This window comes from Aeromonas sp. MaB10011B (assembly GCF_017939325.1).
Classification (GTDB): Bacteria; Pseudomonadota; Gammaproteobacteria; order Enterobacterales; family Aeromonadaceae; genus Aeromonas; species Aeromonas caviae.
Genome location: NZ_JAGKRK010000075.1, coordinates 71,198 through 95,909 on the forward strand (window position 1 = coordinate 71,198; position 24,712 = coordinate 95,909).

Genomic DNA, 24,712 nt, shown 5'->3' on the forward strand with positions numbered 1-24,712 from the left:
CAAAATGCAAAAGATCGCACTGTCTGTTCTGGTTCTGGCCGGTCTCTCTTCCACCTCCGTCCTGGCGCAAGATGCCTTCAGCTATGCCAAGGGCTCTGCCACCTTGGCCCACACCAAGTCTGACTACATCGGTGGCAAGGATGGGGAGAACCGCGACTTCGGCGGCCTGAGCCTGGATCTCTCCAAGAGCTTCACCAGCAATGTCTATGGCCGGATCGGCAGCGAATACACCTCCCGCAGCAGCGGCAACGACAGCATGGCCATCTCCAGCCTGGGGATGGGTGTCTACACCCCCCTCAGCACCGGCCTGAACCTCTACGGTGAAACCGGCCTGATGGGCTACAGCCTGGAACGGGAGCTGGCTTCCGACGTGAACCACTCCGGTTGGGATACCCTGGCCCGCAAGAAGAGCGGCAGCCTCTACGGAGAAGTGGGTCTGCGCTACGACATCGGCGCCGTCGAGCTCTCCACCGGCTATCGCTACGCCAACATGACCGACGACATGCACGACTTCAAGGCGGGGGCGGCGTACAAGCTGACCCAGAACCTGGCCCTCACCGCCGACTACACCTATCGCAACTGGGATCTGCAAAAAGGCTCCATCTCCAGCCTGGGTGTGAAATACAGCTTCTGATCATCCTTCCTGCAGGGTCTTCACCTTTACCCATGACTTCGGTCATGGGTTTTTTTTATGGGGGCTGATCCGCCCGCCGCCCCCTGGCCGTATCAGTTCGCAATAGTTATACAGCTTCCAATTTTTTGTATAACTGCTATAACTTACTCAAGGCTTATACAAGGGGCTTCATCATGTACAAGATCAAGGTCGGTATCAGTGCCTGTCTGCTCGGCCAGGAAGTGCGCTTCGACGGGGGCCACAAACGATCCAGTTTCTGCGAACGGGATCTGGGCGCCCATTTCGACTATCACCCCGTCTGCCCCGAGATGGCCATTGGCCTGGGTGCACCCCGCGCCGCCATCCGGCTGGTGAAGCGCCAGGGCGAGGTGCGGGCCGAGGCAAGCAACGGCAGCTTCGACGTCACCGACAAGCTGATTGCCTTCAGCGAGCAGAAGGCACGCCAGCTCGACTTCCTCTCCGGCTACATCCTCTGCGCCAAGTCCCCCAGCTGCGGCATGGAGCGGGTGCGCATCTATGGCGCCAACAACGAGGGGAGCGCCAAGGAGGGTGTCGGCCTTTTCGCCAAAGCGCTGATGGAGGCCAACCCCCTGCTGCCGGTGGAGGAAGATGGCCGCCTGTGCGACCCCATCCTGCGGGAGAACTTCGTGCTGCGGGTCTTCGCCTACCACGACTGGCAGCAGCTCTGCGCCCGGGGGATCACCGCCTCAGCCCTGATCCGCTTCCATTCACGCTACAAGTACCTGGTGCTCTCCCACGCCACCACCCACTACCGGGCGCTGGGGCGCCTGCTCGCCAACCTTGGCAAGGCCAACTTGCAGGAGGTGGCCGACAGCTACATCCAGGGGTTGATGGCGGCGCTGACTCTTCGCGCCAACCGCCGCAGCCACACCAATGTGCTGATGCACCTGCAGGGCTACTTCAAGCGGGTGCTGACCCCGGCCCAGAAGCAGGAGCTGTGCGACACCATCGACAAGTACCGCACCGGGGTCTTCCCGTTGCTGGTGCCCCTTACCCTGATCCGCCACTACCTGCGCGAGTACCCCAACCCCTATCTCGCCGAGCAGGTGTACCTCAATCCTCATCCCGACACGCTGAAATTGCGTTACGGGCTGTGAAGGTGTGGCTGGATTTGGCCGATCAGGCCTACCTCGACCTTCATCCCGACACGCTCAAGCTACGCTACGGGCTCTGAACACCCTGTGCAGGCCCCGGTGGATGACCGGGGCCTCTTCCCAACGTCTGATGGACTCTCTCATGTCTGATGAATCACAAGCAGCCGCGCCTCTCCCCGACGAGGGCGTCTACCCCATTCGCGAGGTCTCCCGCCTCACCGGTGTCAACGCCGTCACCCTGCGCGCCTGGCAGCGCCGTTACGGGCTGGTGCAACCGGCCCGAACCGAGAAGGGCCATCGCCTCTACAGCGAGCAGGATATCCGCCAGATAGGCGAGATCCTGAGCTGGCTGGAGCGGGGGGTGAGCATAGGTCAGGTGAAGGGGCTGCTGAGCGAGCCCCAGAGTGCGCCGGTGAGCGATCACTGGCAGCAGACCCTGGAGCAGTTCAGCCAGGCGCTGCTCGCTTTCAACCAGCGCAAGGCGGAGGCCGAGCTTGGCGATCTGCTGGCGAGCTACCCCTTCGAGCTGGTGCGCAGCCGGGTGCTGCAACCCCTGGTGGAGCGGCTGCTGGGGCTGTGGCGCGAGCGCCCCGATGGCGAGTTGCTGCAACAGGTGTGGCTCGGCTGGCTGCATACCCGCTTCGCCCGCCACCTCATCGAGCAGGAGAAGGGCGTCCCCGTCACCCTGGCAAGCTGGGGGCAGGTGGGGCCGCTGGATCTGGTCTGGGCTGCGTATGAGCTCATCGGTCAGGGATATGAGGTGCAACTGCTGGGGGCGGTGGAGCCCCGCCATGCCACCTTGCTGGAGGGGCGCGCCACTCCCCCCTGGCTGATCCTGCTGGGGGCCGGGCTCGGCAAGCAGGACCAGGCCGCCGAATGGCCTGAGGGCACCCGCTTCTTTGGCGAGCTGGGACGCCTCTACGATGAGCCGTGGCGGCGTGCCCGCAACTGGCACGCCACCCTGGCAGAGGTCAGTGCGACGCCCCGCACTGCCAAGGCGAAGGGCAAGGGCGGGAGAACACCGTCATGAGGCTGGTCTGGTTTCGCAACGATCTGCGTCTGGCCGACAACCCGGCCCTGCGCCACGCCTGCGCCGGAGATGAACCGGTCGCCGCACTCTTCATCGTCTCGCCGACCCAGTGGCAGACGCACAAGCTGGCCCCGGTCCGCCAGCGCTTCATGCTGGCACAGGTGGATGCCATGGGCCGCGAGCTGGCGGCGCTCGGCATTCCGCTTCATCTGCTGCGGGTCGAGACCTTTGCCGAGGTGCCGACGGCGCTGACGGCGCTCTGCCGGGAGCTCGGGGTGAGCCAGCTCTACGCCAACCAGGCCATCGAGATTGACGAGCTGCGCCGCGACCACGCCGTCAGCGCCGCGCTGGGGGAGCAGGGCCTGACCAGCCACTGGTTCAACGGCTGCTGCGTGCTGCCGCCCGGTCGGGTGCTGACCGGGTCGGGGGAGATGTTCAAGGTCTTCACCCCCTTCAGCCGCGCCTGGCTCAAGGCTCTCGAGGAGGATGGCTTCGTCATTCACCGTGCCCCCGCACAGCGCAGCGAGCCGTTGCCGTGGCTGCCCCTGGCCGAGCGGGAGTGGGTGGACGACGGGCTGGGGGATCTGACGCCGGACACCCGCTGGCCGGTGGGGGAGGCCGAGGCGAGCCGCCGGTTGCACGCTTTTCTGGATCAGGCGGTGCTCGATTACGGCGAGACCCGGGACTTTCCGGCGCTGGCGGGCACCTCCGTGCTCTCCCCCTATCTGGCGGCGGGCATCATCAGTGCCCGCCAGTGCGTGGGGGCGCTGCAGCAGCGTCTCGGCTACCGGCCCCAGTCGAAGGCACAACCCGGTTTTGTCTGGCTCAACGAGCTCATCTGGCGCGAGTTCTACCGCCACTTGCTGGTGCTGATCCCGAGCCTCTCCATGAACCGCCCCTTCAAGCCGGAGACGGCGGCCCTGCCGTGGAGCTGGGATCCGGATGCCTTCGCCGCCTGGTGCGAGGGGCGCACCGGTTACCCCGTGGTGGATGCGGCCATGCGCTGCCTCAACGCCACGGGCTGGATGCACAACCGGCTGCGGATGATAGTGGCGAGCTTCCTCACCAAGGATCTCCACATCCACTGGCGGCTCGGGGAGGACTACTTCATGAGTCGGCTCATCGACGGGGATCTGGCGGCCAACAATGGTGGCTGGCAGTGGGCGGCGGGGACCGGGGCCGATGCGGCGCCCTATTTCCGGGTCTTCAACCCCACCACCCAGGGGCAACGATTTGATCCACAAGGGGAGTTCATTCGTACCTGGGTCACTGAGCTGGCGGATGTGCCTGCTGCCTATCTCCACGAGCCCCACGACTGGTTGCGGCTCAAGGGGCGGCAGGATTATCCGGCCCCCATGGTGGATCATGCCGTTGCACGGGTGAGGGCCATCGAGATGTTCCGCGAACTGGAGAAAAACTAGCATGAATGACGCGCTGGCCCGCTTTGTCATCCTCTATCTGCAACTGGACAAGCATCAGTTGCACCGCTTGCCGGAGGTCTATGCCGATGAGGTGCTCTTCATCGATCCTGCGCACCGGATAGAGGGGCTGGCCGCGCTCACCCGCTACTTTTCCTCCCTTTATGAGCGCCTTGCCCAGTGCAGTTTCGAGATAACGAGTCAGCAGCAGTCGGGCAACGAAGCCTGGCTCGCCTGGGTCATGACCTTTTCCCACCCCAGGATTGCCGGTGGCCAGGCCGTCAGGGTGGAGGGGGCCACCCGGCTGACGTTCGACTCCTGGGGTAAGGTGTGCCTGCACCGGGACTACTTCGATCTCGGGGCCATGCTCTACGAGCAGTTGCCGCTGCTGGGGCCCGTGGTACGGGCCATCAAGGGGAGGCTGGGGACATGAGCGGCCGGGTGCTGATCACCGGGGCCACCTCGGGCATCGGCCGCCAGCTGGCGCTGGATTATCGGCGCGCCGGCTGGCAGGTGTGGGGTTGTGGCCGTGACGAGGTGCGCTTGCAGGCACTGGCCGAGCTGGGGATCACCCCTTTGCGATTCGATGCGCGCGACAGCGCCGCCATGGCCGGGGTGGCCGCGAGCCTGCCCGTCCTCGACCTGCTCATCCTCAATGCGGGCAACTGTGAATACATGGATCCGGCAGAAGGCTTTGACGGCGCCCTGTTTGCCCGGGTCATCGAGACCAACCTCATCGCCACCGGCAACGCCCTGGCCGCCTTGCTGCCGCGGCTGGGGGCAGGTGGACGGCTTGCCATCGTCAGCTCCTCGGTGAGCTGGCTGCCCCTGCCACGGGCGGAGGCCTATGGCGCCTCCAAGGCGGCCCTCGATTATCTGGCGGATACGTTGCGCCTGGATCTGGCCAGCAAGGGCATCGGGGTGACCCTGATCCGCCCGGGCTTCGTGCAGACGCCGCTCACCGACAAGAATGATTTTCCCATGCCCTGCCTGGTGACGGTGGAAGAGGCTTCCCGCGCCATCATGACGGGGCTTGCCGCCGGTCGCCACCAGATCCACTTTCCCCGTCGCTTCATCTGGCTGCTGCGCCTGCTCGGCGCCCTGCCGACAGGGCTCTGGCTGCGCCTTGGCCGCACACTCGTTTCGAAAGGACGCCCTTCATGAAGAAAAAGATCGCCATCGTCGGCTCCGGTATCTCCGGTCTCACCGCCGGTTTTCTGCTCCACAAGCTGCATGACATCACCCTGTTCGAGGCGGCGCCGACCCTGGGAGGCCACACCGCCACCGTGGAGGTGGAACAGGCTGGGCGCCACTATGCCATCGACACCGGCTTCATCGTCTTCAATGACCGCACCTATCCCAACTTCCTCAAATTGCTGGAGCGCATCGGGGTGGGGCGCCAACCCGCCGAGATGAGCTTCTCGGTCAAGAGTCCCGAGGGGATGGAGTACAACGGTCACAACCTCGATACCCTGTTCGCCCGGCGCCGCAATCTGCTGAGCCCGCGCTTCTATCGCTTCGTCGCCGAGATACTGCGCTTCAACCGGGAGGCGCGGGCCTGGCTGGCCGCGCATCGCCAGCGGGAGCTGACCCCCGAGCTGACCCTGGGGGACTTCCTGCAGGCGGGGAAATTCAGCGACTATTTCGCCCGCCACTACATCCTGCCCATGGGAGCGGCCATCTGGTCCTCCACCCTGGCGGACATGCGTGCCTTCCCCTTGAGCTTCTTCCTGCGGTTTTTCGCCAACCACGGGCTGCTGGAGGTGGCGAACCGGCCCCAGTGGTATGTGATCCCGGGTGGCTCGCGAGAGTACATAGGGCCGCTCACGGCGGGCTGGCAGTCGCGCATCCGCCTCGCTACCCCGGTGGAGGCGGTGCGCCGGGTGGCGGATGGCGTCGTGGTCACCAGCCAGGGGCAGGAGGCCCATTTTGACGAGGTGATCTTCGCCTGTCACAGCGATCAGGCCCTGGCCCTGCTGGCGGATGCGAGCGAGGGAGAGAGGGCCATCCTCGGGAACATGCCCTATCAGGCCAACGACGTCTGGCTGCACACCGACGCCTCCTGCCTGCCGATGCGCCGCAAGGCGTGGGCGAGCTGGAACTACCAGCTCGGTGAGGATGACGGGGCGCGCCCCCTGGTGAGCTACAACATGAACATCCTGCAGGGGGTAAGCTCCCCCGCGCCCTTCTGCGTCAGCCTCAATCCCCGTGGACGGGTGGACGAGAGCAAGGTGTTGCGCCGTTTCGTCTATCATCATCCGGTATTCAATCAGGGCTCCATCGCCGCCCAGCAGCGACGGGGCGAGATCTGTGGCCATCAGCATACCCACTTCTGCGGGGCTTACTGGTACAACGGTTTTCACGAGGACGGGGTGCGCAGCGCCCTGGACGTGGCCAGACGCTTCGGGGCCGAGCTATGAGCGGCGCCGCAGCCTTGACGCAAGGGGACGAGGGAATGGGGGAGGGGATCAGCGCCATCTGGCAAGGCTCGGTGCGCCACCGCCGCTTCGCCCCCAGGGCCCACGCTTTTTCATACAGCCTCTTCATGCTGGGGCTGGATCTGGACGAACTGCCCGGGCTTGAGCAGGGGCGCTGGTTTGCCGTGGAGCGGGCCGGACTGCTCTCGTTTCGCCGCGAGGACTATCTGCGGGGCAGCGAAGGGCCCCTCAAGCAGGCGGTCTGGGACAAGGTGGCGGCCCTTGGAGGGGATGCGGAGCCCGGCGGGCGGGTGCTGCTCCTTGGCAACGTGCGCTGCCTCGGGTTTTATTTCAGCCCGGTCAATTTCTACTTCTGCGATCGGGCGGGGGAGACCCGCTACCTGCTGGCTGAGGTCTCCAATACCCCCTGGAACGAGCGTCACTACTACCTGCTGGATCTGGCGGCGCTCTCCCCCCATGACAAGGATTTTCATGTCTCCCCCTTCATGGGACTGGGGATGCGCTACCACTGGCGCATCCGGGCGCCGAAAGAGGAGGCGCTGATCCATATCGAGAGCCACCCCGTATCCGGTGAGAGCAAGCTGTTTGACGCCACCCTGGCCCTGCGCCGCGCGCCGCTGTCGCGCAAGGGGCTGGCGGCGCTGCTGGCTCGCTGGCCCTGGATGACCCTGAAGGTGCTGCTCGGGATCTACTGGCAGGCCCTGCGCCTTTTTATCAAACGCACCCCCGTCTTCACCCATCCGGAGAGCCGCCCGTGACGCTGATACACCCGTTTAATTCCGCTTCCAGGTGTTGTCAGCAGCCCATGGTGCGGGTTCATCCCAACCGAACGACCCCACTCTTGACCCATTCGGAGAGCCGCTAATGGAACTTGCTCAATCAACCCTCTCTGCCTCTTTCATCGACAAGGGGGCCAAGCAACTGCTGCTCAAATTGCTGGCGCGCCTTGAGCAGGGCCAGCTGGTGCTCCACGACGGCAGCGAGTGCCACCGTTTCGGCAAGGCGGGCAGCGACCTGCCTGCCGAGCTGGTGGTGCAGGATCCGGCGTTTTATCGCCGCCTGCTGCTGGGGGGGAGCATCGCCGCAGGAGAGACCTGGGTGGAGGGTCTCTGGACCAGCCCGGAGCCGGTGGCACTGGTGCGCTTGCTGGCCCGCAATCTGCCGCTGCTCGACGCCCTGGAACGGCGCCTCGGCTGGCTCAGCTTCCCGTTCAACAAGGTGCGCCACTGGTTCAATCGCAATACCCTGACCGGTTCGCGTGCCAACATCGCCGCCCACTATGACCTTGGCAACACCCTCTATCAGGGCTTTCTCGACAGCCACATGCAGTATTCGAGCGCCATCTATCCCCACCCGGATGCCACCCTGGAGGAGGGGCAGCAGGCCAAGCTGCGCACCATCTGCGAGCGGCTTGAGCTTGGGCCGGACGACCATCTGCTGGAGATAGGCACCGGCTGGGGCGGTCTTGCCGTCTATGCGGCCCGTCACTACGGCTGCCGGGTCACCACCACTACCATCTCCCGGGCCCAGCACGACTATGCCAAGGCGTGGATCGAGCGGGAGGGGCTGGGGGATCGCATCACCTTGCTGCTGGAGGATTACCGCAAGCTGGAGGGACGCTATGACAAGCTGGTCTCCATCGAGATGATCGAGGCGGTGGGGCACGCCTTCCTGCCCGACTATTTCCGCCAGTTGTCGCGCCTGCTCAAGCCCGGCGGACGCCTGCTGATCCAGGCCATCACCATCGCCGATCAGCGCCACGCCCAGTATCTGCGCGGGGTGGACTTCATCCAGCGCTACATCTTCCCGGGAGGCTGCCTGCCCTGCGTCTCCCAGATGGCGGGTCTGCTGGCGCGGGAGACCGACATGCAGCTGGTACGGCTGCACGATCACGGCCACCACTATGCCCGTACCCTGGCCCACTGGTGCGAACGCTTCCTGACGCTGGCCCCGGAGCTGCCCAAACTCGGTTACAGCCAGGATTTCATCCGGCTCTGGCACTTCTACTTCGCCTACTGTGAAGGGGGATTCTGGGAGCGGGCCATCAGCCTGGTACAACTGGAGGCCGCCAAGCCGGGGCCCCATGGCTGGTCCGGGGACTTGCCGGCAAGCGGTCGCTGATCATGTGGCAGTGGGCCCACCTGCTGGGATTCAACCTCTACTGGTTGCTGGCGGTGACATGGCAGCAACCGGGCCCGCTGCTCGGGATGCTGCTGCTCCATTTCATCTTCTCCCCCCGCCGCGGGCAGGACTGGCGCCTCATCCCGGTCGCCCTGGCAGGCTGCCTGCTCGACATCCTGCTCTGGCGCCTCGGCCTGTTTCACTTTCCGTCCGGTTTTCCGCTCTGGCTGTTGCTGCTCTGGTGCGGTTTCGCCCTGACCCTCTCCCACGGCCTTCCCTGGCTTCGCCCCTTGCCGCGCTGGCAACAGGGGCTGTTCGGCATGGTGGGGGGCGCCTCCTCCTATATGGCGGGGGCCGCCATGGGGGCAGTAAACTTACCCTGGGGCATCTGGACAAGCACAGTGCTGCTGGCGGTGATCTGGATGTGGTGGTTACCCGTACTCCTGTGGGTAACGGTCAAGCTGGAGGGTGAGACGAGATGAACACCTTTTCGACCGACACCTTGTTGTTTTCCAAGTGGACCAGGGATGGCCAGTGCGAGCTGGCCGAGCGTTTCTACCTGGTGGTGGCCTGCCAGCGCGATGCCCAGGGGCATCTGGCAAGCGTGGTGATGCAGGATATCAACACCCTGCAGGAACAGGAGATGGACTGGCATGAACTGGAGGATCCCGCCCGTTGGCACATGGGGTGGAACTAGCCTGCTGCTGGCGGCCTTGAGCCTGCCACTGTTTGCGACCGCCCAGAGCGTTGCCGCCCCCTGGCAGGGGCTGCGTACCGTGGGACAGGGGGAGATGCGCTGGCTCTGGTTCAAGCTCTATGACGCCACCCTCTACAGCGAGAGCGGCCGCTATCAGCCGGGGCGCTACCCGCAGGCCCTCAGCATTACCTACGCGAGGGCCATCGAGCGCCAGGATTTGCTGGAGGCGACCGCCGCCGAGTGGCAGCGGCTCGGCCTTGGCAGCGAGAGTGAGCGCCAACGCTGGCTGGCTCGACTGGCCACGCTCTGGCCGGATGTCGCCCCCGGCGACAAGCTGGTTTTTTATGTGGACAAGCAAGGCACGGGCCACTTCTGGTTGCGAGATCGCCTCCTTGGCTCTCTCGATGATCCCGCCTTCGCCCCCGCGTTTCTTGCTATCTGGCTGACTGACGACAGCCGGGATCCCGCTCTGACCCGCCGCCTGCGCGGCCAATCCTGATGGAGTATTCCATGAAGTTCTCTTCTTGGTGGCGTCTTGCCTGGTTGCTGCCCCTGCTGTGGCTCTCTGGTTGCGGCGCGGGTCTTGACGATTATCGCGGCTCCCGGCCGGGTTGGGATCTCGCCCGTTTCTTCAATGGCAAGCTGGTGGCCCATGGCCTGGTGACGGACCGCAGCGGCGAAGTGACCAGTCGCTTTCGGGTCGAGATGCAGGGGCACTGGCGAGAGGGCAAGGGGGAGCTGTTCGAGCAGTTCTACTTTGATGATGGCCGTCGGCAGACCCGCACCTGGTTCTTGAGCAAGGGGGCGGATGGCCACTGGCGCGGCACGGCTTCAGACGTGGTGGGGGAGGCGGTAGGCAAGACAGCGGGCTTTGCCCTCAATTGGCGTTATCAACTCGATCTGGCTCTGCCGGATGAGAGCGTGGTGAGGGTGAGCTTTGATGACTGGATGTATCTGCTGGACGACGACCGCCTGATCAACCGCGCGAAGATCAGCAAGTTCGGTATTCATCTCGGCGAGGTGATCCTCTATATCGAACGGCTTGAGCAATGAAAGCCGGTGCATTTTTTTGCCGACGATAGCCATTGGCTATGGATCGGCAAGGCACGGACGATTGTCCTTTGAGTCTTCTTCTGGATAAGCTGACTCCGTTCCCGATAATGCTTACCACCTGGAGGTGAATCATGAAGAGCTCCATTGGTCTTGATACCGTTCAATCACAAGCCCTGGCCGCCGAGCTCAACAAGCTGCTGGCCAGCTACCAGATCCTCTACATGAACGTCCGTGGCTTCCACTGGAACATCCGCGGCAACCAGTTCTTCGAGCTGCACCTGAAATTCGAAGAGATCTACAACGACCTGCTGCTGAAAGTCGATGCCCTGGCCGAACGCATTCTGACCCTGGATGGGGTGCCCCTGCACAGCTTCAGCGACTACATCCAGGTGTCCGCCATCCCCGAGCAGAAGGGGTTGCATGACGGTCGTGCCTGCGTGGAATCCCTGCTGGCGAGCTTCCGCGAACTGCTGGTTGCCCAGCGCCGCATCCTGGGTCAGGCCGCCGATGCCGGTGATGAAGGGACTGCGTCCATCCTCTCCGACTATGTGCAGCAGCAGGAGAAACTGGTCTGGATGCTGCGCGCCTATCTGGCCTGATGAACCTGGGGCCGGCTGCCCATGCCCCGGCCCGTATCATTGCCCCTGTTGTTGCAAACCCGAGTTGTCTCTCCTTGATTTCCCACCCGCTTGCCGCCCGATTTGGGCGGCTTTTTTCTATTTGATCTGCATCAATGAAATGTTAATTGGTAAATTGAATGCCTATTAAGTTTTCCAGGAGCGGAATAGAATCGCCACAAAACAGATAACTGAAATGTCCAATTAGGAGAGACATGATGTTTTGTGTGCAATGTGAACAGACTATTCGTACCCCGGCAGGCAACGGCTGCGCCTATGCACAAGGCATGTGCGGCAAGACGGCTGAAACTTCTGATCTGCAGGATGTGCTGATCTATACCCTGCAAGGGCTCAGCGCCTGGGCCCTGGCGGCCCGCGAGCACGGCATCGTCGACAGCGAAATAGACGCTTTCGTGCCCAAGGCGTTCTTTGCCACCCTCACCAACGTCAACTTCGACTCCGCTCGCATCGTCGCCTACGTCAACCAGGCGCTGGCCTATCGCCAGCAACTGGCCGCCAAGCTGGCACCGCTGGCGGTGCAGGCCGACACGCTGCCCGCCGCGGCCAGCTTCGAACCGGGTGCCGATCTGCTGGCCCAGCTTGCCCAGGCGCCGCAGACCGCGGTCAACCGGGGCAAGAACGAGGTCAACGAAGACATCATGGGGCTGCGCCTGCTCTGCCTCTACGGCCTCAAGGGCGCCGCCGCCTACATGGAACACGCCCGGGTGCTGGATCAGCAGGATGCCGGGGTCGCCGCCGAATTCCATCGCATCATGAGCTGGCTCGGCACGGATCCCTGCGATCTGGATCTCCTGTTCAAGTGCGCCATGGATATTGGCCTGCTGAACTTCAAGATCATGGAGATGCTGGATCTCGGTGAAACCACCGCCTTCGGCCACCCCGAGCCGACCCAGGTACGCGTCACTCCGGTACCGGGCAAGTGCATCCTGGTCTCCGGCCACGACATGGTGGATCTCAAGCTCATCCTGGAGCAGACCAGGGGCACTGGCATCAAGGTCTACACCCACGGCGAGATGCTGCCGGCCCTGGCCTACCCCTTCTTCAAGCAGTACCCGCACCTGGTGGGTAACTATGGCTCCGCCTGGCAGAACCAGCAGAAGGAGTTTGCCAACTTCCCGGGCGCCGTGGTGATGACCTCCAACTGCATCATCGACCCGAACGTGGGCAACTACTCGGATCGCATCTTCACCCGCTCTATCGTCGGCTGGCCCGGTGTGACCCACCTGGAAGGGGAAGATTTCTCCGCCGTTATCGCCAAGGCGCAAGCGCTGGAAGGCTTCAAGCACGTTGAGCTCGAGCACTTCATCACCATCGGTTTTGCCCGCAACGCCCTGATGCAGGCCGCTCCTGCGGTGATCGACAAGGTCAAGGCTGGCGAAATCAGCCACTTCTTCCTGGTGGGGGGATGTGACGGTGACCGTGCCGAGCGCGCCTACTACACCGAGTTTGCCAAGGCGATCCCGCAGGACAGCCTGCTGCTGACCCTGGGCTGCGGCAAGTACAAGTTCAACAAGCTCGACTTCGGCGACATCGGCGGCATTCCCCGTCTGCTGGACGTGGGTCAGTGCAACGATGCCTACTCCGCCATCCAGCTGGCGCTGGCGCTCGCCGACGCGTTCGAGTGCGGCGTCAACGATCTGCCCCTGACCCTGGTGCTCTCCTGGTTCGAGCAAAAAGCCATCGTCATTTTGCTCACCCTGCTGGCGCTCGGTGTGAAGGACATCCGCACCGGCCCGACCGCCCCGGCCTTCCTCACCCCGGCCCTGCTCAAGGTGCTGGAGGAGCAGTTCGGCCTGAAAGGAACCACCACGGCAGACGCGGATCTCGCCGAGATCCTGGCGGCCTGAGCAAAGATACAGCCTTACACGCTCAGCATGTTGTAAGCCTTTGGCGAGCCTGATGGCTCGCCTTTTTTCAACGCTATTTCCGAGCAAGAGGAGCCTTGCGATGACCTCCACCTCTTTGAGCCTGCGCTGTATAGCCCGCCGGGCAGAGACCCACGACGTGGCGAGCTGGCAATTTGAACCCCTGGCTGGCGACCTGCCCTCCGTGCTGGCTGGCCAGTGCGTCACCCTGCACACGATGATTGACGGCCAGCCCCACTGCCGCGCCTACACCCTCTCCTCCAGCCCGCAGGATCCTTTCTGGCAGGTCACCATCAAGGATGTGGGGCTGGTCTCTCACCATCTGCATCAGAGCCTGCAAGTGGGGGACGAGATCCGGGTAGACGGCCCCTTCGGCGATTTTCACCTGACCGCGCTCCCCTGCGAGCGGCCGCTGCTGCTCAGCGCCGGCTCCGGCATCACCCCCATGTGGGCCATGCTGCGGGACGAGCTGGCCGAACGGCCGGATGCAGACATCCGCTTTATTCACAGCGCCAGAACCCCCGGGGATGTGATCTTCGCAAGGGAACTGGCTTCGCTGGCTGAGGCTCATGCCGGTGTGCGCCATGCTTTAGTGCTGGAGAAAGTAGGGGAAGAGGCGCCAACGGCTCATCCCTGGGTTGGCCGGCTCACACCGGGGATGCTCAAGGAATTGGCGCCGGATCTCTTGAGCCGCCATGTCTATCTGTGCGGGCCTGCCCCCTACATGACCGCAGTCTGCACCATGCTGGCGGAGCTGGGATTGCCGGCAGCGCAGTTGCATCAGGAGTCGTTCGGCCTGCCTGCTGTTACATCGGGTGCGGCGCCAGTTGCGGCCGATAGCGACCACTTCTGGCTGACCCTCAAAAAGAGCGGCAAGAAGGTGAAGATACTGCCTGGCCAGACCCTGCTGGCGGCGCTGGAGGGGGCGGGGGAAACCATGATGGCCGCTTGCCGCGCCGGGGTGTGCGGCGCCTGTCGCTGCACCACGGAAGGCGAAATCGAGCGCCAGAGCGTGATGACCTTGAGCGCGCAAGATCTCGAGAACGGGGTGGCGCTGGCCTGTTCCTGCACCGCCAGCGGGGATGTCAGCGTCGACTATTGAGGGGGCCATGAGCATCCCGCTCTTTTCGCAACGGGGCCGGGCGGGTAGACTCAGCTCCAGTTTCAGTCGAACACGGGATACAAAATGACAATTCTGGTCACAGGGGGCGCCGGCTATATCGGCTCCCATACCCTGGTTGAACTCTTGAACGTCGGGCAGCAGGTCGTAGTACTGGACAACCTCTCCAACGCTTCCCCCGAGTCTCTCAAGCGGGTAGAGCGGATCACCGGCAAGCCGGTCACCTTCGTGGAAGGGGACATTCTGGACAGAGCCTGCCTGCAACGGCTGTTTGCCGAACACAAGATAGCATCCGTGATCCACTTCGCCGGCCTCAAGGCGGTGGGGGAATCCGGCCAGATCCCGCTCACCTACTATCAGAACAACGTGACCGGCACCCTGGTGCTGTGCGAAGAGATGGCCAGGGCCGGCGTGTTCCGGCTGGTGTTCAGCTCCTCGGCCACCGTCTATGGGGATCCGGCCTCGGTACCCCTGCGGGAAGATTTCCCCACCAGCGCCACCAACCCCTATGGCCGCTCCAAGCTGATGGTCGAAGAGATCCTGCGTGACCTCTCCAAATCCGATCCTCGCTGGGCCATCGTGCTGCTGCGCTACTTCAACCCGGTGGGGGCTCACGAGAGCGGCCTCATCGGTGAAGATCCCAACGGCATCCCCAACAACCTGCTGCCTTACATCAGTCAGGTCGGCGTGGGCAAGCTCAAGGAGCTGGGGGTCTTTGGCAACGACTACCCGACGCCGGACGGCACCGGGGTGCGCGACTATATCCACGTGGTGGATCTCGCCATCGGTCACCTCAAAGCATTGGCCCGCATCAAGAGTGATACCGGCGTCTTCACCTATAACCTTGGCACCGGTCAGGGCTATTCCGTGCTGGAGATGGTCAAGGCGTTCGAGGCAGCCAGTGGCCGTGCCATTCCCTACCAGATCAAGCCCCGTCGCCCCGGCGATATTGCCGAGTGCTGGGCTGAACCGGCTCTGGCCCGTGACGAGCTGGGCTGGCAGGCTGAGCGGGGTCTGGAGCAGATGATGATCGATACCTGGCGCTGGCAAAGCCAGAATCCGAACGGTTATGGCCCTGCTGCGAAGCCGTGATCACGGGTCATGCGTTGCTCGGGAGCCTCATTTATTCATATCAACTCGGGTCCCAGCGCTGCTCTTCGCCTTGCTGACAGCTTCTTGCGACGGCCCATCAGGCCTGATGGTTTGCAGCCTGAATAGCAAAACGCCCCGGCATGCCGGGGCGTTTTTTCATGAACAAGGCGCGGGTTACTGAATGCTCTTGCCGGCGCGGACATCCTTGATGATAGCCTTGAGGCTGGCCAGATCCCGCGGTGCGCCGCGCAGGATCTGATCGCCGATGATAAAGGCCGGGGTACCGGAAATGGCCATGGCTTCGGCCAGCGCCCGGTTGGTACCCAGATTCTGATCGATGCTGCCGTCCTTGATCTTCGCCTCGACCTTGCTCCAGTCCACGCCGGCGGCCCTGGCGACGTCTTTCACCTGGGCTTCGTCGGAGAGGGGTCCCTGATGGGCGTACAGCTTGTCGTGGAAGGCCTGGTATTTGTCGGGCTGGCCGAGCTTCACCGCCAGCGCCGCGCGGGCGGCGTAGTAGGAAGTTTCGCTCAGGATGGGGAACTGCTTGTAGATGTAGCGGATCTCCTTGTCCTCAGAGAGCAGTTGCTGAATGAGGGGATGAGCGCGCTTGCAGTAGCCGCAGTTGTAGTCGAAGAACTCCACCACCGTCAGGCTGCCCTTGGGATTGCCGCTCTCGGGATCCTGGTTGGCGAAGAGCTGCTTGGCATGGGCTTCTATCAGCGTCTTGTCGTTCTCGGCCTGCTGGCTCTCCTGCTTGGCACGCAGGGCGTTGGACATCTCGACCAGGATCTCCGGATTCTTGACCAGATAGTCGCGCACGATCTGCTCGACATCGCTCTTGGTCAGCTCGCTCGCCTGCACGGGCGCCGCAAGCAGGGTCGCGCCGGTCAGGGCGGCGAACAGGGCATGTTTGATTCTCATAAGTCCATCTTGCTGGGGATGTGGTAGTGGCCCCTATAGTGGGTGAGTCTGTTTTCAAGTCAAGCCATCCGCTTGAAAAAGCACGGTTTGCAGTGGTTTTGCCGGTTTTGTGCGCCAGATAGCCCAATAAATGGGCAAACAAACGGAGTGGGGATTTACAAGGGCTGGGGGCATGGGTAATATGCGTCGCACTGCTGCGGAGGGGTGGCAGAGCGGCTGAATGCACCGGTCTTGAAAACCGGCGATGGGCGACCATCCGTGGGTTCAAATCCCACCTCCTCCGCCATCCATATAGCCCAACTGATTTATTCAGTTGGGCTTTTTTGTGTCTTCGGTTTTGGGTATGCCGCCGTGTGCCCGGATTTAGTTGACCATCGCGATCACTCCCAGGGCGTCACATTGGCGTACTTGTATTTGGCGTAGACGGGCTGGCCGTTGTAGGAGCTGGGCGGGAAGCTCGGGTTGGCGCTGATCCAGTTATTCACAAACGTCTGCATCCAGCTGGTGACGGGGCGGCTCTCGCGGCGCACGCTCACCCATTTGTTCTGGGTGCGGCTGAAGACCTGCCAGGTGACTCCCGCCTCGTCGATGTTGAAGGCGTAGCGCTCCATGTTCCAGATGGAGATACCGTACTTGCCCAGGTCGATGTCCTGAGGATACTGACGCCCCTGGATCCAGACGTTGGTATGGAGCAGGTTTGTGCCTCCCATCAGCTCGATGTCGACTTCATAGTGAGAGCTGGTGCCTGCATCTCCGGTATAGGTAAAGAAGGAGCTGATGGTGCCAGGCACCGATCCTGCCTGCATCTGCACCTCATAACGACCCTTGCGGGTGTAGTTGTAGGTTCGCAGCTCAGCGCAGCTCTTGTTTCCTTTGTCGGATTTCGCATGGAGGATGGCCGTGCCGGACTCCATCCAGACGTTGGCGGCGCGCCAGGTGCAGTCGAATTCTGACCCGCCATTGCGCCAACCATCAGAGACCTGCCAATCCTGATTGCTCCACCACCATGCCGATGCCTGAGTGGAATATAATCCTCCCGCCATCAGCAATACTGACATCAGTCCAAGTTTACGCATATTATCCACATTCCTGTGTGTTTATTAATGAGTGTTTTATTGATGACTACAAGCAGCACCAGAATAGCCATAAACAGATGTTGAAACTTATACTGGTATCGCGTCATGACAGTTTCATATTTTTGAAATTGCCTGAAAAAGGTATGAAAGACATGACGGCTGGCTGGTATAACCAGAATAAAAAAAGCCACCGTATATAACGGTGGCAAAAGCACGGACTCCCGATCCGATGAGTTAAAATCAGCTGGCTTGGCGGCGATAGATCTCGACCAGTTCGGTGGCCAGTTCGCGGCACAGAATGGAGGTCATCAGGTGATCCTGGGCATGTACCATGACCAGTGTCATCTTGGTCTTGCCTTCGCCCTCATCGGCTTCAATCAGTTTGGTTTGTACGGCATGGGCAGCCTTCCCCGCGTCGGTGGCCTGGAGCAGCAAGGCATCCGCTTCGCTGAACTGGCCAGCACGAGCCTGACGCAGGGCTTCGAAACAGAGACTGCGAGATTGGCCGGCATTGACGATGATGCCCATGACTGCTTCTTCAAGATCCATCATTTATGACTCCTTAAAATCCATTATTACGAGAGACGTTGGCGAACCATTCACCACTTTTCTTGACGGTGCGCTGCTGGCTTTCCAAATCAAGGCTGATGAATCCATAACGGTTCTTGTAGGCATTCATCCAGGACCAGTTGTCAATAAAGGTCCACAGGTGATAACCACGGCAATTACTTCCTTCGGCAATGGCGGTATGAATCCATTGGAGGTGGCCGCGAATGAAGTCGATACGATAATCGTCTTTTACCTGACCATCTTCACCAATAAATCTGTGTTCCCCTTCGATACCCATACCATTTTCGGAGATATAGCTTGGGATATTTCCATAGTTGTCGCGCAGGTTGATCAATATGTCATAAATACCGCGCTCATATATTTCCCAGCCGCGATAAGGGTTCATTTTGCGGCCTGGCATCTCGTAATTCTCGAAGAACCAGTCAGGCAGGAAAGGGGAGTCCGGGTTGATGGCCGTCATGCGTGCCTTCACTCGCCGCGGCTGGTAGTAGTTGATGCCGAGCAGATCGATCTTGCCGGCGGCCAGCAGTTCGCAGTCGCCGCTTTGCACCACGGGCATCTGATCGTGCTCGCGCAGGATATCGATCAGCTCCTGGGGATAAACCCCCTTCACCGCAGGATCGAGGAAGGCGCGGTTGAAGAACAGGTCGGCAATGAACGAGGCCTTCAAGTCTGCCGGGTTTGAAGAGCGCGGATAGGAGGGGGTCAGGTTCAGGACGATGCCGATCTGGCCGGGCAGGGAGAGTGTGCGATAACGCTTCACCGCCAGACTGTGGGCCAGCATCATGTGATAGGCCACCTGGGCTGCCCGTTTGAAGTCCATCTGGTTCGGGTAATGGAAGTCATACAGATACCCTCCTTCCACTACCACAACGGGTTCATTGAAGGTCATCCAGCAGGCGACGCGATCACCGAACAGTTTGAAGCAGAGCGCTGCGTACTCGGCATAAGCCGCCACGGTTTCGCGGCTCTCCCAGCCCCCCTGCTCCTGCCAGTACATCGGCATGTCGAAGTGGAACAGGCCGATGAAGGGTTTGATCCCCTTGGCCAGTAGCTCATCGATAACCTTGTTGTAGAAGTCGACGGCCTCCTGGTTGACGGTGTGGCCATCCGGCAGCAACCGGGCCCAGGAGATGGATGTGCGGAAGCTGTTGTGGCCAATCTGTTCCATCAATGCGATGTCTTCACGATAACGATCGTAGAAGGTGGAGGTGTTGGCCGGGCCAACCTGACCATGGAAACGGTGTGGCTCCGTCTCGAACCAGTGATCCCAGATGGTCGGTGCCTTGCCGCCCACATTGGCAGCTCCTTCCGATTGTGCGGCCGACGAGGCGCTACCCCACCAGAAGCCTTCGGGGAATGTATATTGCATTGCAGTTTCCTCTTGATGACCGGCGTGCAGGCGGCGTGGCGCCCGCACGCCTGGCGCTTACGCCTGACTCTGAATCGGTGTGATTGTGTCTGCTTTTTCTGATCTGGCGGCTTCTTCCGCTTCAGCCGTCTCGGCTTCCTGCTTGAGCAGGGTGCGCTCGTAAGCCCGCACGAAGGGGTAATACATCAGGGCGGAGATCCCCATGCAGATGAAGCACATGATGACCGGACTGAAGGCCCAGTTGGTCGCCCAGGAGGCGCCGATGGGGGCCGGCGTGGTCCATGCGGTCAGCATCACGACCTTCTCAACCAGACCCAGATCCACCGCGAACCAGGCCAGGATGGCGTTGATCACCGGCACCAGGATGAAGGGCAGGAAGAAGACCGGGTTCATGATGATGGGAGCACCAAACAGGATCGGCTCGTTGATGTTGAAGAACCCGGGGACCACGCCCATTCGCCCTATGGTGCGCAGGTGCACGGCACGGCTGCGCATCAGCAGGAATGCCAGTGGCAAGGTGGAGCCCACGCCGCCGATAAACAGGAAGTGATCCCAGAAACCGGGCAGGAAGGTGTGGGGAATGGCTTGGCCGGCGGCCAATGCGGCCTGGTTGCTGGCCAGGTTTGCCATCCAGAAGGGGTTCATGATGCCGGTGACGATCATGGTGCCGTGGATGCCGGCAAACCAGAGGATCTGGCACAACAGCACCGCCAGCAAGACGGCAGGCAGGCTGTCGGAAGCCGCTACCAGCGGTTTGAGCATGGACATGATCGCCTCGGGCAGGATCATGCCTGTGGTTTCCTGCAGCAGCATGTTGAAGGGGTGCAGGGTCAGGATAATCGCCAGGACCGGGATCAGCACCTCGAAGGAGCGCGCGACCCCCATCGGGACCTGCTCGGGCAGACGTATGGTGATGTTGTTGCGCTTGAGCCAGGCATAGACCTCGGTCGAATAGATGGCACAAATGAGAGCGGTAAAGATGCCCTGACCGGAGAAATACTGGGTGGAGATGGTGCCGTCTTTATATTGCGCCGCCACCAGCATGAACGACATCAGCGACAGCAGGCCCGTGGTGATGGGGTCCAGGGAGTATTGTTTGGCCAGGCTAGATGCGACGCCCACCGAAATGAAGACCGTCATCAGCCCCATGCTCATGTTGAAGGGCAACATGAGTTCGGCACGATAGGTGTTGGAAAAATCGAGCCAGGCTCTGGCAAAGCCCCAGGTGGTTTCGCTGGAGATGGGTGGAAAAATGAAGACCAGCATGAAGCTGCCGACGATCATGAACGGCAGCGCGGCAATAAAACCGTCACGGATGGCCAGAACATAGCGTTGCTGGCCCAGTTTTCCTGCCAATGGGCCGATCCGTTGTTCGATCAACTTGACCAGCATCCCATAGAGTGAACTCATAGTGTGTGTCCTTCCTTGTGAGCACGCTTAACCAATCAGGGAGAGGGCGTAGTCCAGCACCTTGTCGCCGCGCTGCATGCCGTAATCCATCATGTCGATAGGTTGTACCTTGATGCCGAGAGCCGCCGCCTTGGCTTGCAACTCCGGTTGCATGTACTTGATCTGCGGTCCCAGCAAGACCACCTGGTAATGGGGCATCTGGTCATCGAACTCCGATGCGCCAAAAGCCTTGATCTCGGCAGCCAGGCCCCGTTTTTCGGCTTCTACCAGCATTTTTTTCACCAGCAGGCTGGTGGACATCCCGGCAGAGCAGCACAACATGATTTTTTTCATGATCATTCCTCAGTTATTAAGCTGGGCTCACTATAGATCGATGCAACAAAGTGGGAAATCGATTTCACAAATCGGGTTATGTAATTGTGATCGCGATCACTTGATGGATATTTGATATAAGGTATACAAAATAAAATATCGTTATCTATCAGTTGGTTGTAATTGTTTTTATGATGTGATTTACGCCATGTTTATTCGACTTGGTATTTTGAAATATCGATTTCAAATCTGTCGTGGTTTTCATGCTGCTCCTGGACCCCTGCATGATGCAGGGGGCGCTTTCGGCATGGTGTCGATCCGGCGACCATGCCAGCAACCCCGGGTAACCGAGCCCATCGCCGTGCTCCTTCACCCCCTGGTGGCAGGGGGTCATGGTGTCGGCTCAGGGGCTCTGTACAGTGTCTTGCTCAGATTGCGGGCTCAGCCTGGGGTTGCCTTGTGGTTCTCGCTGAGGGTCACGAAACCCGATTCAGGAGCCGGGTATCCTGCTTTCCCGCCTTCTTCGCGCGCGGGGCACTGTAGAAGAGGCGGGGAGCGGGTGATGCCCAGATGGCGTCAGCAGATCTGATGGCAAATGAGGGATCAAGTGGATGCGCAAATAAGGTGGCCAAGAGACGGACATGTAAAAGGCAGGGTTGCGAAGGTGCGGTCAGATGCAATGAAATGATCGATAAGAGAGGGTTCTGCTGCCGTCAGCCTCTGAATGATGACGGAAAAGGGAAAAGGGAAAAGGGAAACGTAAAGCGGAGGGTGGCGACCGGTGCGGGAGCTGTCCTGGGCAAGGTCGGCAGGGGAGTAAAACAATGCTCCGTCATGGGGACGGAGCATTGGAAGGGTGATCAGCGGGTCAATCCACCTTCATCCAGTACGCTGACCGTCCAGAAGAAGGGGGCATTCCAGTTGACGGTGACCTCGTTCAGCGTCCAGGCACCAATCTCATCTTTCCAGCAGGTCTGGCCGGTACACTTGCCCTTGAGGGTGGAGGCAACGGGATCGCTGAAGTTGATGGAGTTCGGTCCGCCCGAGAGTACACCTGGCGGAACCAGGGGAGACGCGGGGTCGATGGGGTGAGCCCAGAACCTGTGGTGCGGATTCTTCAGCGGACGGCTGCCGTAGCCCGACACATAGGACTGGTCGAGGGGGTTGCGGCCGAGCACATAATCCATGGCATCGGACATGGCCTGCAGGTATTTGCGCTCTCCCGTGAAGTCATGGGCCAACCCGAGGAAGATGCTGCGGTTCATCAGGTTGGAGTTGGAGCCCCAGGGGTATTCGGTCGCCTGATAGGGGATAAGGTAGCCCTCCGTCGCCACGCTCTTCTGGTAGCCGTCAGCTGCGGCGATGATAGCGGCGCGCGCCTTCTCCACTTCCTGTTTGCCCAGTTTGTTGGGCACCATGGCCAGCGTGATGGTCCCTGCGCTGCTGAGATCCTGCCAGTAGAGATCACCGCTTGCGCTGCGATCCCCCTTGGGGGCAGCCAGATAGAGAGGGGACTGCTGGACGGCCTGCTTGTACTCGGCTTTGCCGGTGGTGGCAAACAGCTCGGCGGCAGCCCAGTAGAATTCGTCCTTCAGGTTGGTGTCATCATAGGGACCGGATCCCACAAAGTTGTCATAGGCATAGACGTCCGGATGGCGGTTGGCCGCCTTCCAGGCTCGTTCCGCTGCCTGCAGGCTGCGCTGTGCGAAGGCCGGATCCAGATCTTTCCATACGCGAGCAGACTGGGCGGCAGTGGCCGCCAGGTTCAGAGTCGCAGCCGTGCTGGGGTGGCTCAGGAAACGGGGTTGTGGATCCTTGTGGGGCGGGAGCGGCATCCCGGTCCAGGCTTCGTCGGCGACCTTGTGGAAGACCATGCCGGAGGCATCGATCTCGGTCAGTTTCAGGCTGTCGAGCTGCTTGGACTGATCGCCTACCGGCACCCAGGCCTTCTTGCCTTCGGGCACCTGCATGGCGAGGAAGAACTCCATCATCCAGCGGGACTCGTCCAGCAGATCGTTGTAGCCGTTGTGCTGTTCCGGGATCTTGACCTTGCCGTCGGCAAAGGCGCTCTTGTCACCCTCTTTCGCCAGCTGCTCCCGTTCATAAAGGTTCATCAAGGTCCATACCGAGATCCCCCCGTTGACCACGTACTTGCCCTGATCGCCAGCGTCGTACCAGCCGCCGGTCACATCCAGCGTGAAGTCACAGCCAGGCCACTGGTTGCCCTTGGCGTCCTGCTTGTTGAAGCAGGTTACGTTCTCGGGCTTGTGTCCTGCCGGGCGAGCAAGGTCGGGGCGCTGGACATATTTGGCTTCGATGTCGATGCCGCTACGCTGCTGATAGAAGAAGGAGAGGGCATCGAATTTCATGGTGTGATAGATGTCATCGCCGATGCTGAACGGATGACTCTTCTGGCCGGCGACCTCCAGTACCAGGCCGGTGCCCGGGGTGGTGACCTGACTGAAGTCGGCAATCTGCACGTTCTCGCCGGATGCGGCATTCAGGCCAAAGGGCGTGGTCTTGCCTTCCGCGATGGTCTCACCCTGGGCATTGCGCAGGGTCCAGGGGAGCGCGTCCTTGCTGTCGGTGGCGATGGTCGCCCGTTTCAGAGCCTTGCTCAGATAGCCGACCTGGTTGACGCGCACGCTGCCCAGCTCCGATTTCTTGATCAAGGAGGGGCCCGATAGCGTGGCTTCACCGATACAGACAGTGGTCGGTGTCTGGGTGCCCATCTGAAGTTGGAACTGGGTCTTCTCGTCAGTGGCAGAAGGTGTGAACTGGATATCGAACGGTTTGGGCGTGCTGCCGAGGGCGAGGTCCTGCACCATGTAGTTGGTGTAGGGGGCGCCATCATGCTGGATCAGGGCCTTGACGTTGATGTCGCTCTTGGCCATGGCAGTGAAATGGAGTTTGTAGGTTTGCCCCTGCACCAGGCCGAGATTGGACTGACCCAGGATGACATCCCAGGGATTGGAGCCCGACTCGGTGAAGGTGATACAGCCCATCTGGTTCTCGGCGTTCAGGGTCCCCCCGGCCGTCCACCATCCATCGGTTCCCTGGAAGCCCCCATTGGTCAGCAATTCACCCACAGGTCCGGCAGATGCCGAGGAGGTCGCTGAACCAGATGCTCCTGCACTGGGCAGGGAGCAGCCATGCAAGCCAATGACGCAAGACATGGCAAGCGTCAGGGCTCTAAGCCGAGATGTTTTCATTGTTACCCCTTTGATCACAGACGGAAATAATGGCGTCGATTTTCGCACTCACGCAGAAAATGACCGAGTCATCCTGCGGCCCGCATTTCACTGTCAAGATTCACACACAATCCTTGAGTGGAAATCGATTTCATGATTCAGGTAACAGTAAATTTTTTGGCAGATCAAGTTTGCTTTTATGAAATGTGATGGAGACGGCAAATTTTCGTTTATTGATATATTCATGCACTTGAATTGAACTCCATTGAATCCTTTCAACATTCCTCTGACTCCCCAGCCGTTTGGCCATATCGGTGTCGTTCCAGGCAGCTCATGTGGCAAATTAACGTGATTGACTGCATTTAAATTATTGTTTTGATTTTATTTTGTTGATCTTCCTGCAATGAGTCTACCCGTTCTCTCTGTTCCTTCCTGGGTATTCTGCTGATGAGACACGCCCCCGAGTTTGTGAGTTGCATCACTATTTTCTCTTTCAGCGGGATCTTTGTCATGGCATGACAAAGATACTGCTGGAATGACGAAGAGATTTCTGTTTACCATTTAATATTCTTGCAATCGATTTCAAATTCGACTGTTTTTCAAGACGACTCGCCATGAACGATGAGTCCAGGCGAT

The 24,712-nt window shown here is 60.9% G+C and carries 24 protein-coding genes and 1 tRNA gene; 18 read left to right on the forward strand and 7 right to left on the reverse strand.

Annotated features, from left to right (window positions below):
- Nucleotides 1–4 precede the first annotated feature (4 nt).
- The 17 genes from J9893_RS16440 (at nt 5) to galE (ending at nt 15,221) form a co-directional block, all read left to right on the forward strand.
- Entirely contained in the window at nt 5–634 is a 630-nt protein-coding gene (locus J9893_RS16440) for an autotransporter outer membrane beta-barrel domain-containing protein (protein ID WP_210601702.1), read from the forward strand.
- A gap of 173 nt (nt 635–807) precedes the next feature.
- Nucleotides 808–1,752: a DUF523 and DUF1722 domain-containing protein gene (locus J9893_RS16445; protein WP_010673317.1), complete on the forward strand. Its 945-nt coding sequence runs from the start codon at nt 808–810 to the stop codon at nt 1,750–1,752.
- Nucleotides 1,753–1,891: 139 nt separating this feature from the next.
- Nucleotides 1,892–2,779 (forward strand): MerR family transcriptional regulator, encoded by an 888-nt coding sequence (locus J9893_RS16450; protein ID WP_111896709.1) that lies wholly within the window; start codon nt 1,892–1,894, stop codon nt 2,777–2,779.
- On the forward strand, nt 2,776–4,200 hold the full coding sequence (gene phrB / locus J9893_RS16455; protein WP_202041094.1) for a deoxyribodipyrimidine photo-lyase: 1,425 nt from the start codon (nt 2,776–2,778) through the stop codon (nt 4,198–4,200). The genes J9893_RS16450 and phrB overlap by 4 nt, the downstream gene beginning before the upstream one ends.
- Before the next feature lies 1 nt (nt 4,201).
- Nucleotides 4,202–4,630 (forward strand): nuclear transport factor 2 family protein, encoded by a 429-nt coding sequence (locus J9893_RS16460; protein WP_210601701.1) that lies wholly within the window; start codon nt 4,202–4,204, stop codon nt 4,628–4,630.
- A complete protein-coding gene (locus J9893_RS16465) occupies nt 4,627–5,361 on the forward strand; it encodes an SDR family NAD(P)-dependent oxidoreductase (protein ID WP_210601700.1) in 735 nt (244 codons plus the stop codon). The genes J9893_RS16460 and J9893_RS16465 overlap by 4 nt, the downstream gene beginning before the upstream one ends.
- Entirely contained in the window at nt 5,358–6,617 is a 1,260-nt protein-coding gene (locus J9893_RS16470) for an FAD-dependent oxidoreductase (protein ID WP_210601699.1), read from the forward strand. Before J9893_RS16465 ends, J9893_RS16470 begins: the two co-directional genes overlap by 4 nt.
- On the forward strand, nt 6,614–7,393 hold the full coding sequence (locus J9893_RS16475; RefSeq protein ID WP_042017709.1) for a DUF1365 domain-containing protein: 780 nt from the start codon (nt 6,614–6,616) through the stop codon (nt 7,391–7,393). The genes J9893_RS16470 and J9893_RS16475 overlap by 4 nt, the downstream gene beginning before the upstream one ends.
- Before the next feature lie 106 nt (nt 7,394–7,499).
- Nucleotides 7,500–8,756, forward strand: a complete 1,257-nt coding sequence (locus tag J9893_RS16480; protein WP_210601698.1) for a cyclopropane-fatty-acyl-phospholipid synthase family protein — start codon at nt 7,500–7,502, stop codon at nt 8,754–8,756.
- Nucleotides 8,757–8,758: 2 nt separating this feature from the next.
- The gene (locus J9893_RS16485; protein ID WP_210601697.1) at nt 8,759–9,238 is read left to right on the forward strand and encodes a DUF2878 domain-containing protein; all 480 of its coding nucleotides are present in this window, start codon (nt 8,759–8,761) and stop codon (nt 9,236–9,238) included.
- Nucleotides 9,235–9,453: a TIGR02450 family Trp-rich protein gene (locus J9893_RS16490; protein ID WP_010673326.1), complete on the forward strand. Its 219-nt coding sequence runs from the start codon at nt 9,235–9,237 to the stop codon at nt 9,451–9,453. Before J9893_RS16485 ends, J9893_RS16490 begins: the two co-directional genes overlap by 4 nt.
- On the forward strand, nt 9,410–9,952 hold the full coding sequence (locus J9893_RS16495; protein ID WP_210601696.1) for a chalcone isomerase family protein: 543 nt from the start codon (nt 9,410–9,412) through the stop codon (nt 9,950–9,952). Before J9893_RS16490 ends, J9893_RS16495 begins: the two co-directional genes overlap by 44 nt.
- A gap of 11 nt (nt 9,953–9,963) precedes the next feature.
- Nucleotides 9,964–10,506, forward strand: coding sequence for a DUF3833 domain-containing protein (locus tag J9893_RS16500; protein ID WP_103244407.1), 543 nt, complete (start codon nt 9,964–9,966; stop codon nt 10,504–10,506).
- A gap of 131 nt (nt 10,507–10,637) precedes the next feature.
- A complete protein-coding gene (locus J9893_RS16505; protein WP_210601695.1) occupies nt 10,638–11,105 on the forward strand; it encodes a Dps family protein in 468 nt (155 codons plus the stop codon).
- A 236-nt stretch (nt 11,106–11,341) separates the two neighbouring features.
- Nucleotides 11,342–12,991: a hydroxylamine reductase gene (gene hcp, locus J9893_RS16510; RefSeq protein ID WP_109112613.1), complete on the forward strand. Its 1,650-nt coding sequence runs from the start codon at nt 11,342–11,344 to the stop codon at nt 12,989–12,991.
- Between the two features lie 100 nt (nt 12,992–13,091).
- A complete protein-coding gene (locus tag J9893_RS16515) occupies nt 13,092–14,111 on the forward strand; it encodes a hybrid-cluster NAD(P)-dependent oxidoreductase (protein WP_049637026.1) in 1,020 nt (339 codons plus the stop codon).
- 84 nt (nt 14,112–14,195) lie between these two features.
- Nucleotides 14,196–15,221 carry a UDP-glucose 4-epimerase GalE gene (gene galE, locus J9893_RS16520; RefSeq protein ID WP_049637027.1) on the forward strand — a complete coding sequence of 342 codons (1,026 nt, stop codon included), beginning with the start codon at nt 14,196–14,198 and terminating at the stop codon, nt 15,219–15,221.
- Between the two features lie 174 nt (nt 15,222–15,395).
- On the opposite strand, the gene J9893_RS16525 is transcribed toward galE, so the two are convergent.
- A complete protein-coding gene (locus tag J9893_RS16525; RefSeq protein WP_039041345.1) occupies nt 15,396–16,145 on the reverse strand; it encodes a DsbA family protein in 750 nt (249 codons plus the stop codon).
- 198 nt (nt 16,146–16,343) lie between these two features.
- Between J9893_RS16525 and J9893_RS16530 the strand changes: the two genes are divergently transcribed.
- Nucleotides 16,344–16,431 (forward strand) — tRNA-Ser (locus J9893_RS16530).
- Nucleotides 16,432–16,525: 94 nt separating this feature from the next.
- On the opposite strand, the gene J9893_RS16535 is transcribed toward J9893_RS16530, so the two are convergent.
- The 6 genes from J9893_RS16535 to J9893_RS16560 form a co-directional block, all read right to left on the reverse strand.
- Nucleotides 16,526–17,221, reverse strand: coding sequence for a family 16 glycosylhydrolase (locus tag J9893_RS16535; protein WP_080560416.1), 696 nt, complete (start codon nt 17,219–17,221; stop codon nt 16,526–16,528).
- A 240-nt stretch (nt 17,222–17,461) separates the two neighbouring features.
- Nucleotides 17,462–17,773 carry a PTS lactose/cellobiose transporter subunit IIA gene (locus J9893_RS16540; RefSeq protein WP_010673336.1) on the reverse strand — a complete coding sequence of 104 codons (312 nt, stop codon included), beginning with the start codon at nt 17,771–17,773 and terminating at the stop codon, nt 17,462–17,464.
- Between the two features lie 10 nt (nt 17,774–17,783).
- The gene (locus tag J9893_RS16545; protein ID WP_210601694.1) at nt 17,784–19,163 is read right to left on the reverse strand and encodes a glycoside hydrolase family 1 protein; all 1,380 of its coding nucleotides are present in this window, start codon (nt 19,161–19,163) and stop codon (nt 17,784–17,786) included.
- Between the two features lie 57 nt (nt 19,164–19,220).
- Complete coding sequence (locus J9893_RS16550; protein WP_010673338.1) at nt 19,221–20,573, reverse strand: PTS cellobiose transporter subunit IIC; 1,353 nt, start codon at nt 20,571–20,573, stop codon at nt 19,221–19,223.
- Between the two features lie 27 nt (nt 20,574–20,600).
- A complete protein-coding gene (locus tag J9893_RS16555; protein WP_210601693.1) occupies nt 20,601–20,906 on the reverse strand; it encodes a PTS sugar transporter subunit IIB in 306 nt (101 codons plus the stop codon).
- A gap of 839 nt (nt 20,907–21,745) precedes the next feature.
- Complete coding sequence (locus J9893_RS16560; protein ID WP_232090119.1) at nt 21,746–23,974, reverse strand: glycoside hydrolase family 9 protein; 2,229 nt, start codon at nt 23,972–23,974, stop codon at nt 21,746–21,748.
- Nucleotides 23,975–24,712: the final 738 nt, after the last annotated feature.

What these genes read in the sequence shown, in the direction of transcription:
- J9893_RS16440 (WP_210601702.1), top strand. Translation starts at nt 5, where the DNA reads ATGCAAAAGATCGCACTGTCTGTTCTGGTTCTGGCCGGTCTCTCTTCC.
- J9893_RS16445 (WP_010673317.1), top strand. Translation starts at nt 808, where the DNA reads ATGTACAAGATCAAGGTCGGTATCAGTGCCTGTCTGCTCGGCCAGGAA.
- J9893_RS16450 (WP_111896709.1), top strand. Translation starts at nt 1,892, where the DNA reads ATGTCTGATGAATCACAAGCAGCCGCGCCTCTCCCCGACGAGGGCGTC.
- phrB (WP_202041094.1), top strand. Translation starts at nt 2,776, where the DNA reads ATGAGGCTGGTCTGGTTTCGCAACGATCTGCGTCTGGCCGACAACCCG.
- J9893_RS16460 (WP_210601701.1), top strand. Translation starts at nt 4,202, where the DNA reads ATGAATGACGCGCTGGCCCGCTTTGTCATCCTCTATCTGCAACTGGAC.
- J9893_RS16465 (WP_210601700.1), top strand. Translation starts at nt 4,627, where the DNA reads ATGAGCGGCCGGGTGCTGATCACCGGGGCCACCTCGGGCATCGGCCGC.
- J9893_RS16470 (WP_210601699.1), top strand. Translation starts at nt 5,358, where the DNA reads ATGAAGAAAAAGATCGCCATCGTCGGCTCCGGTATCTCCGGTCTCACC.
- J9893_RS16475 (WP_042017709.1), top strand. Translation starts at nt 6,614, where the DNA reads ATGAGCGGCGCCGCAGCCTTGACGCAAGGGGACGAGGGAATGGGGGAG.
- J9893_RS16480 (WP_210601698.1), top strand. Translation starts at nt 7,500, where the DNA reads ATGGAACTTGCTCAATCAACCCTCTCTGCCTCTTTCATCGACAAGGGG.
- J9893_RS16485 (WP_210601697.1), top strand. Translation starts at nt 8,759, where the DNA reads ATGTGGCAGTGGGCCCACCTGCTGGGATTCAACCTCTACTGGTTGCTG.
- J9893_RS16490 (WP_010673326.1), top strand. Translation starts at nt 9,235, where the DNA reads ATGAACACCTTTTCGACCGACACCTTGTTGTTTTCCAAGTGGACCAGG.
- J9893_RS16495 (WP_210601696.1), top strand. Translation starts at nt 9,410, where the DNA reads ATGAACTGGAGGATCCCGCCCGTTGGCACATGGGGTGGAACTAGCCTG.
- J9893_RS16500 (WP_103244407.1), top strand. Translation starts at nt 9,964, where the DNA reads ATGAAGTTCTCTTCTTGGTGGCGTCTTGCCTGGTTGCTGCCCCTGCTG.
- J9893_RS16505 (WP_210601695.1), top strand. Translation starts at nt 10,638, where the DNA reads ATGAAGAGCTCCATTGGTCTTGATACCGTTCAATCACAAGCCCTGGCC.
- hcp (WP_109112613.1), top strand. Translation starts at nt 11,342, where the DNA reads ATGTTTTGTGTGCAATGTGAACAGACTATTCGTACCCCGGCAGGCAAC.
- J9893_RS16515 (WP_049637026.1), top strand. Translation starts at nt 13,092, where the DNA reads ATGACCTCCACCTCTTTGAGCCTGCGCTGTATAGCCCGCCGGGCAGAG.
- galE (WP_049637027.1), top strand. Translation starts at nt 14,196, where the DNA reads ATGACAATTCTGGTCACAGGGGGCGCCGGCTATATCGGCTCCCATACC.
- J9893_RS16525 (WP_039041345.1), bottom strand. Translation starts at nt 16,145, where the DNA reads ATGAGAATCAAACATGCCCTGTTCGCCGCCCTGACCGGCGCGACCCTG.
- J9893_RS16535 (WP_080560416.1), bottom strand. Translation starts at nt 17,221, where the DNA reads ATGCGTAAACTTGGACTGATGTCAGTATTGCTGATGGCGGGAGGATTA.
- J9893_RS16540 (WP_010673336.1), bottom strand. Translation starts at nt 17,773, where the DNA reads ATGATGGATCTTGAAGAAGCAGTCATGGGCATCATCGTCAATGCCGGC.
- J9893_RS16545 (WP_210601694.1), bottom strand. Translation starts at nt 19,163, where the DNA reads ATGCAATATACATTCCCCGAAGGCTTCTGGTGGGGTAGCGCCTCGTCG.
- J9893_RS16550 (WP_010673338.1), bottom strand. Translation starts at nt 20,573, where the DNA reads ATGAGTTCACTCTATGGGATGCTGGTCAAGTTGATCGAACAACGGATC.
- J9893_RS16555 (WP_210601693.1), bottom strand. Translation starts at nt 20,906, where the DNA reads ATGAAAAAAATCATGTTGTGCTGCTCTGCCGGGATGTCCACCAGCCTG.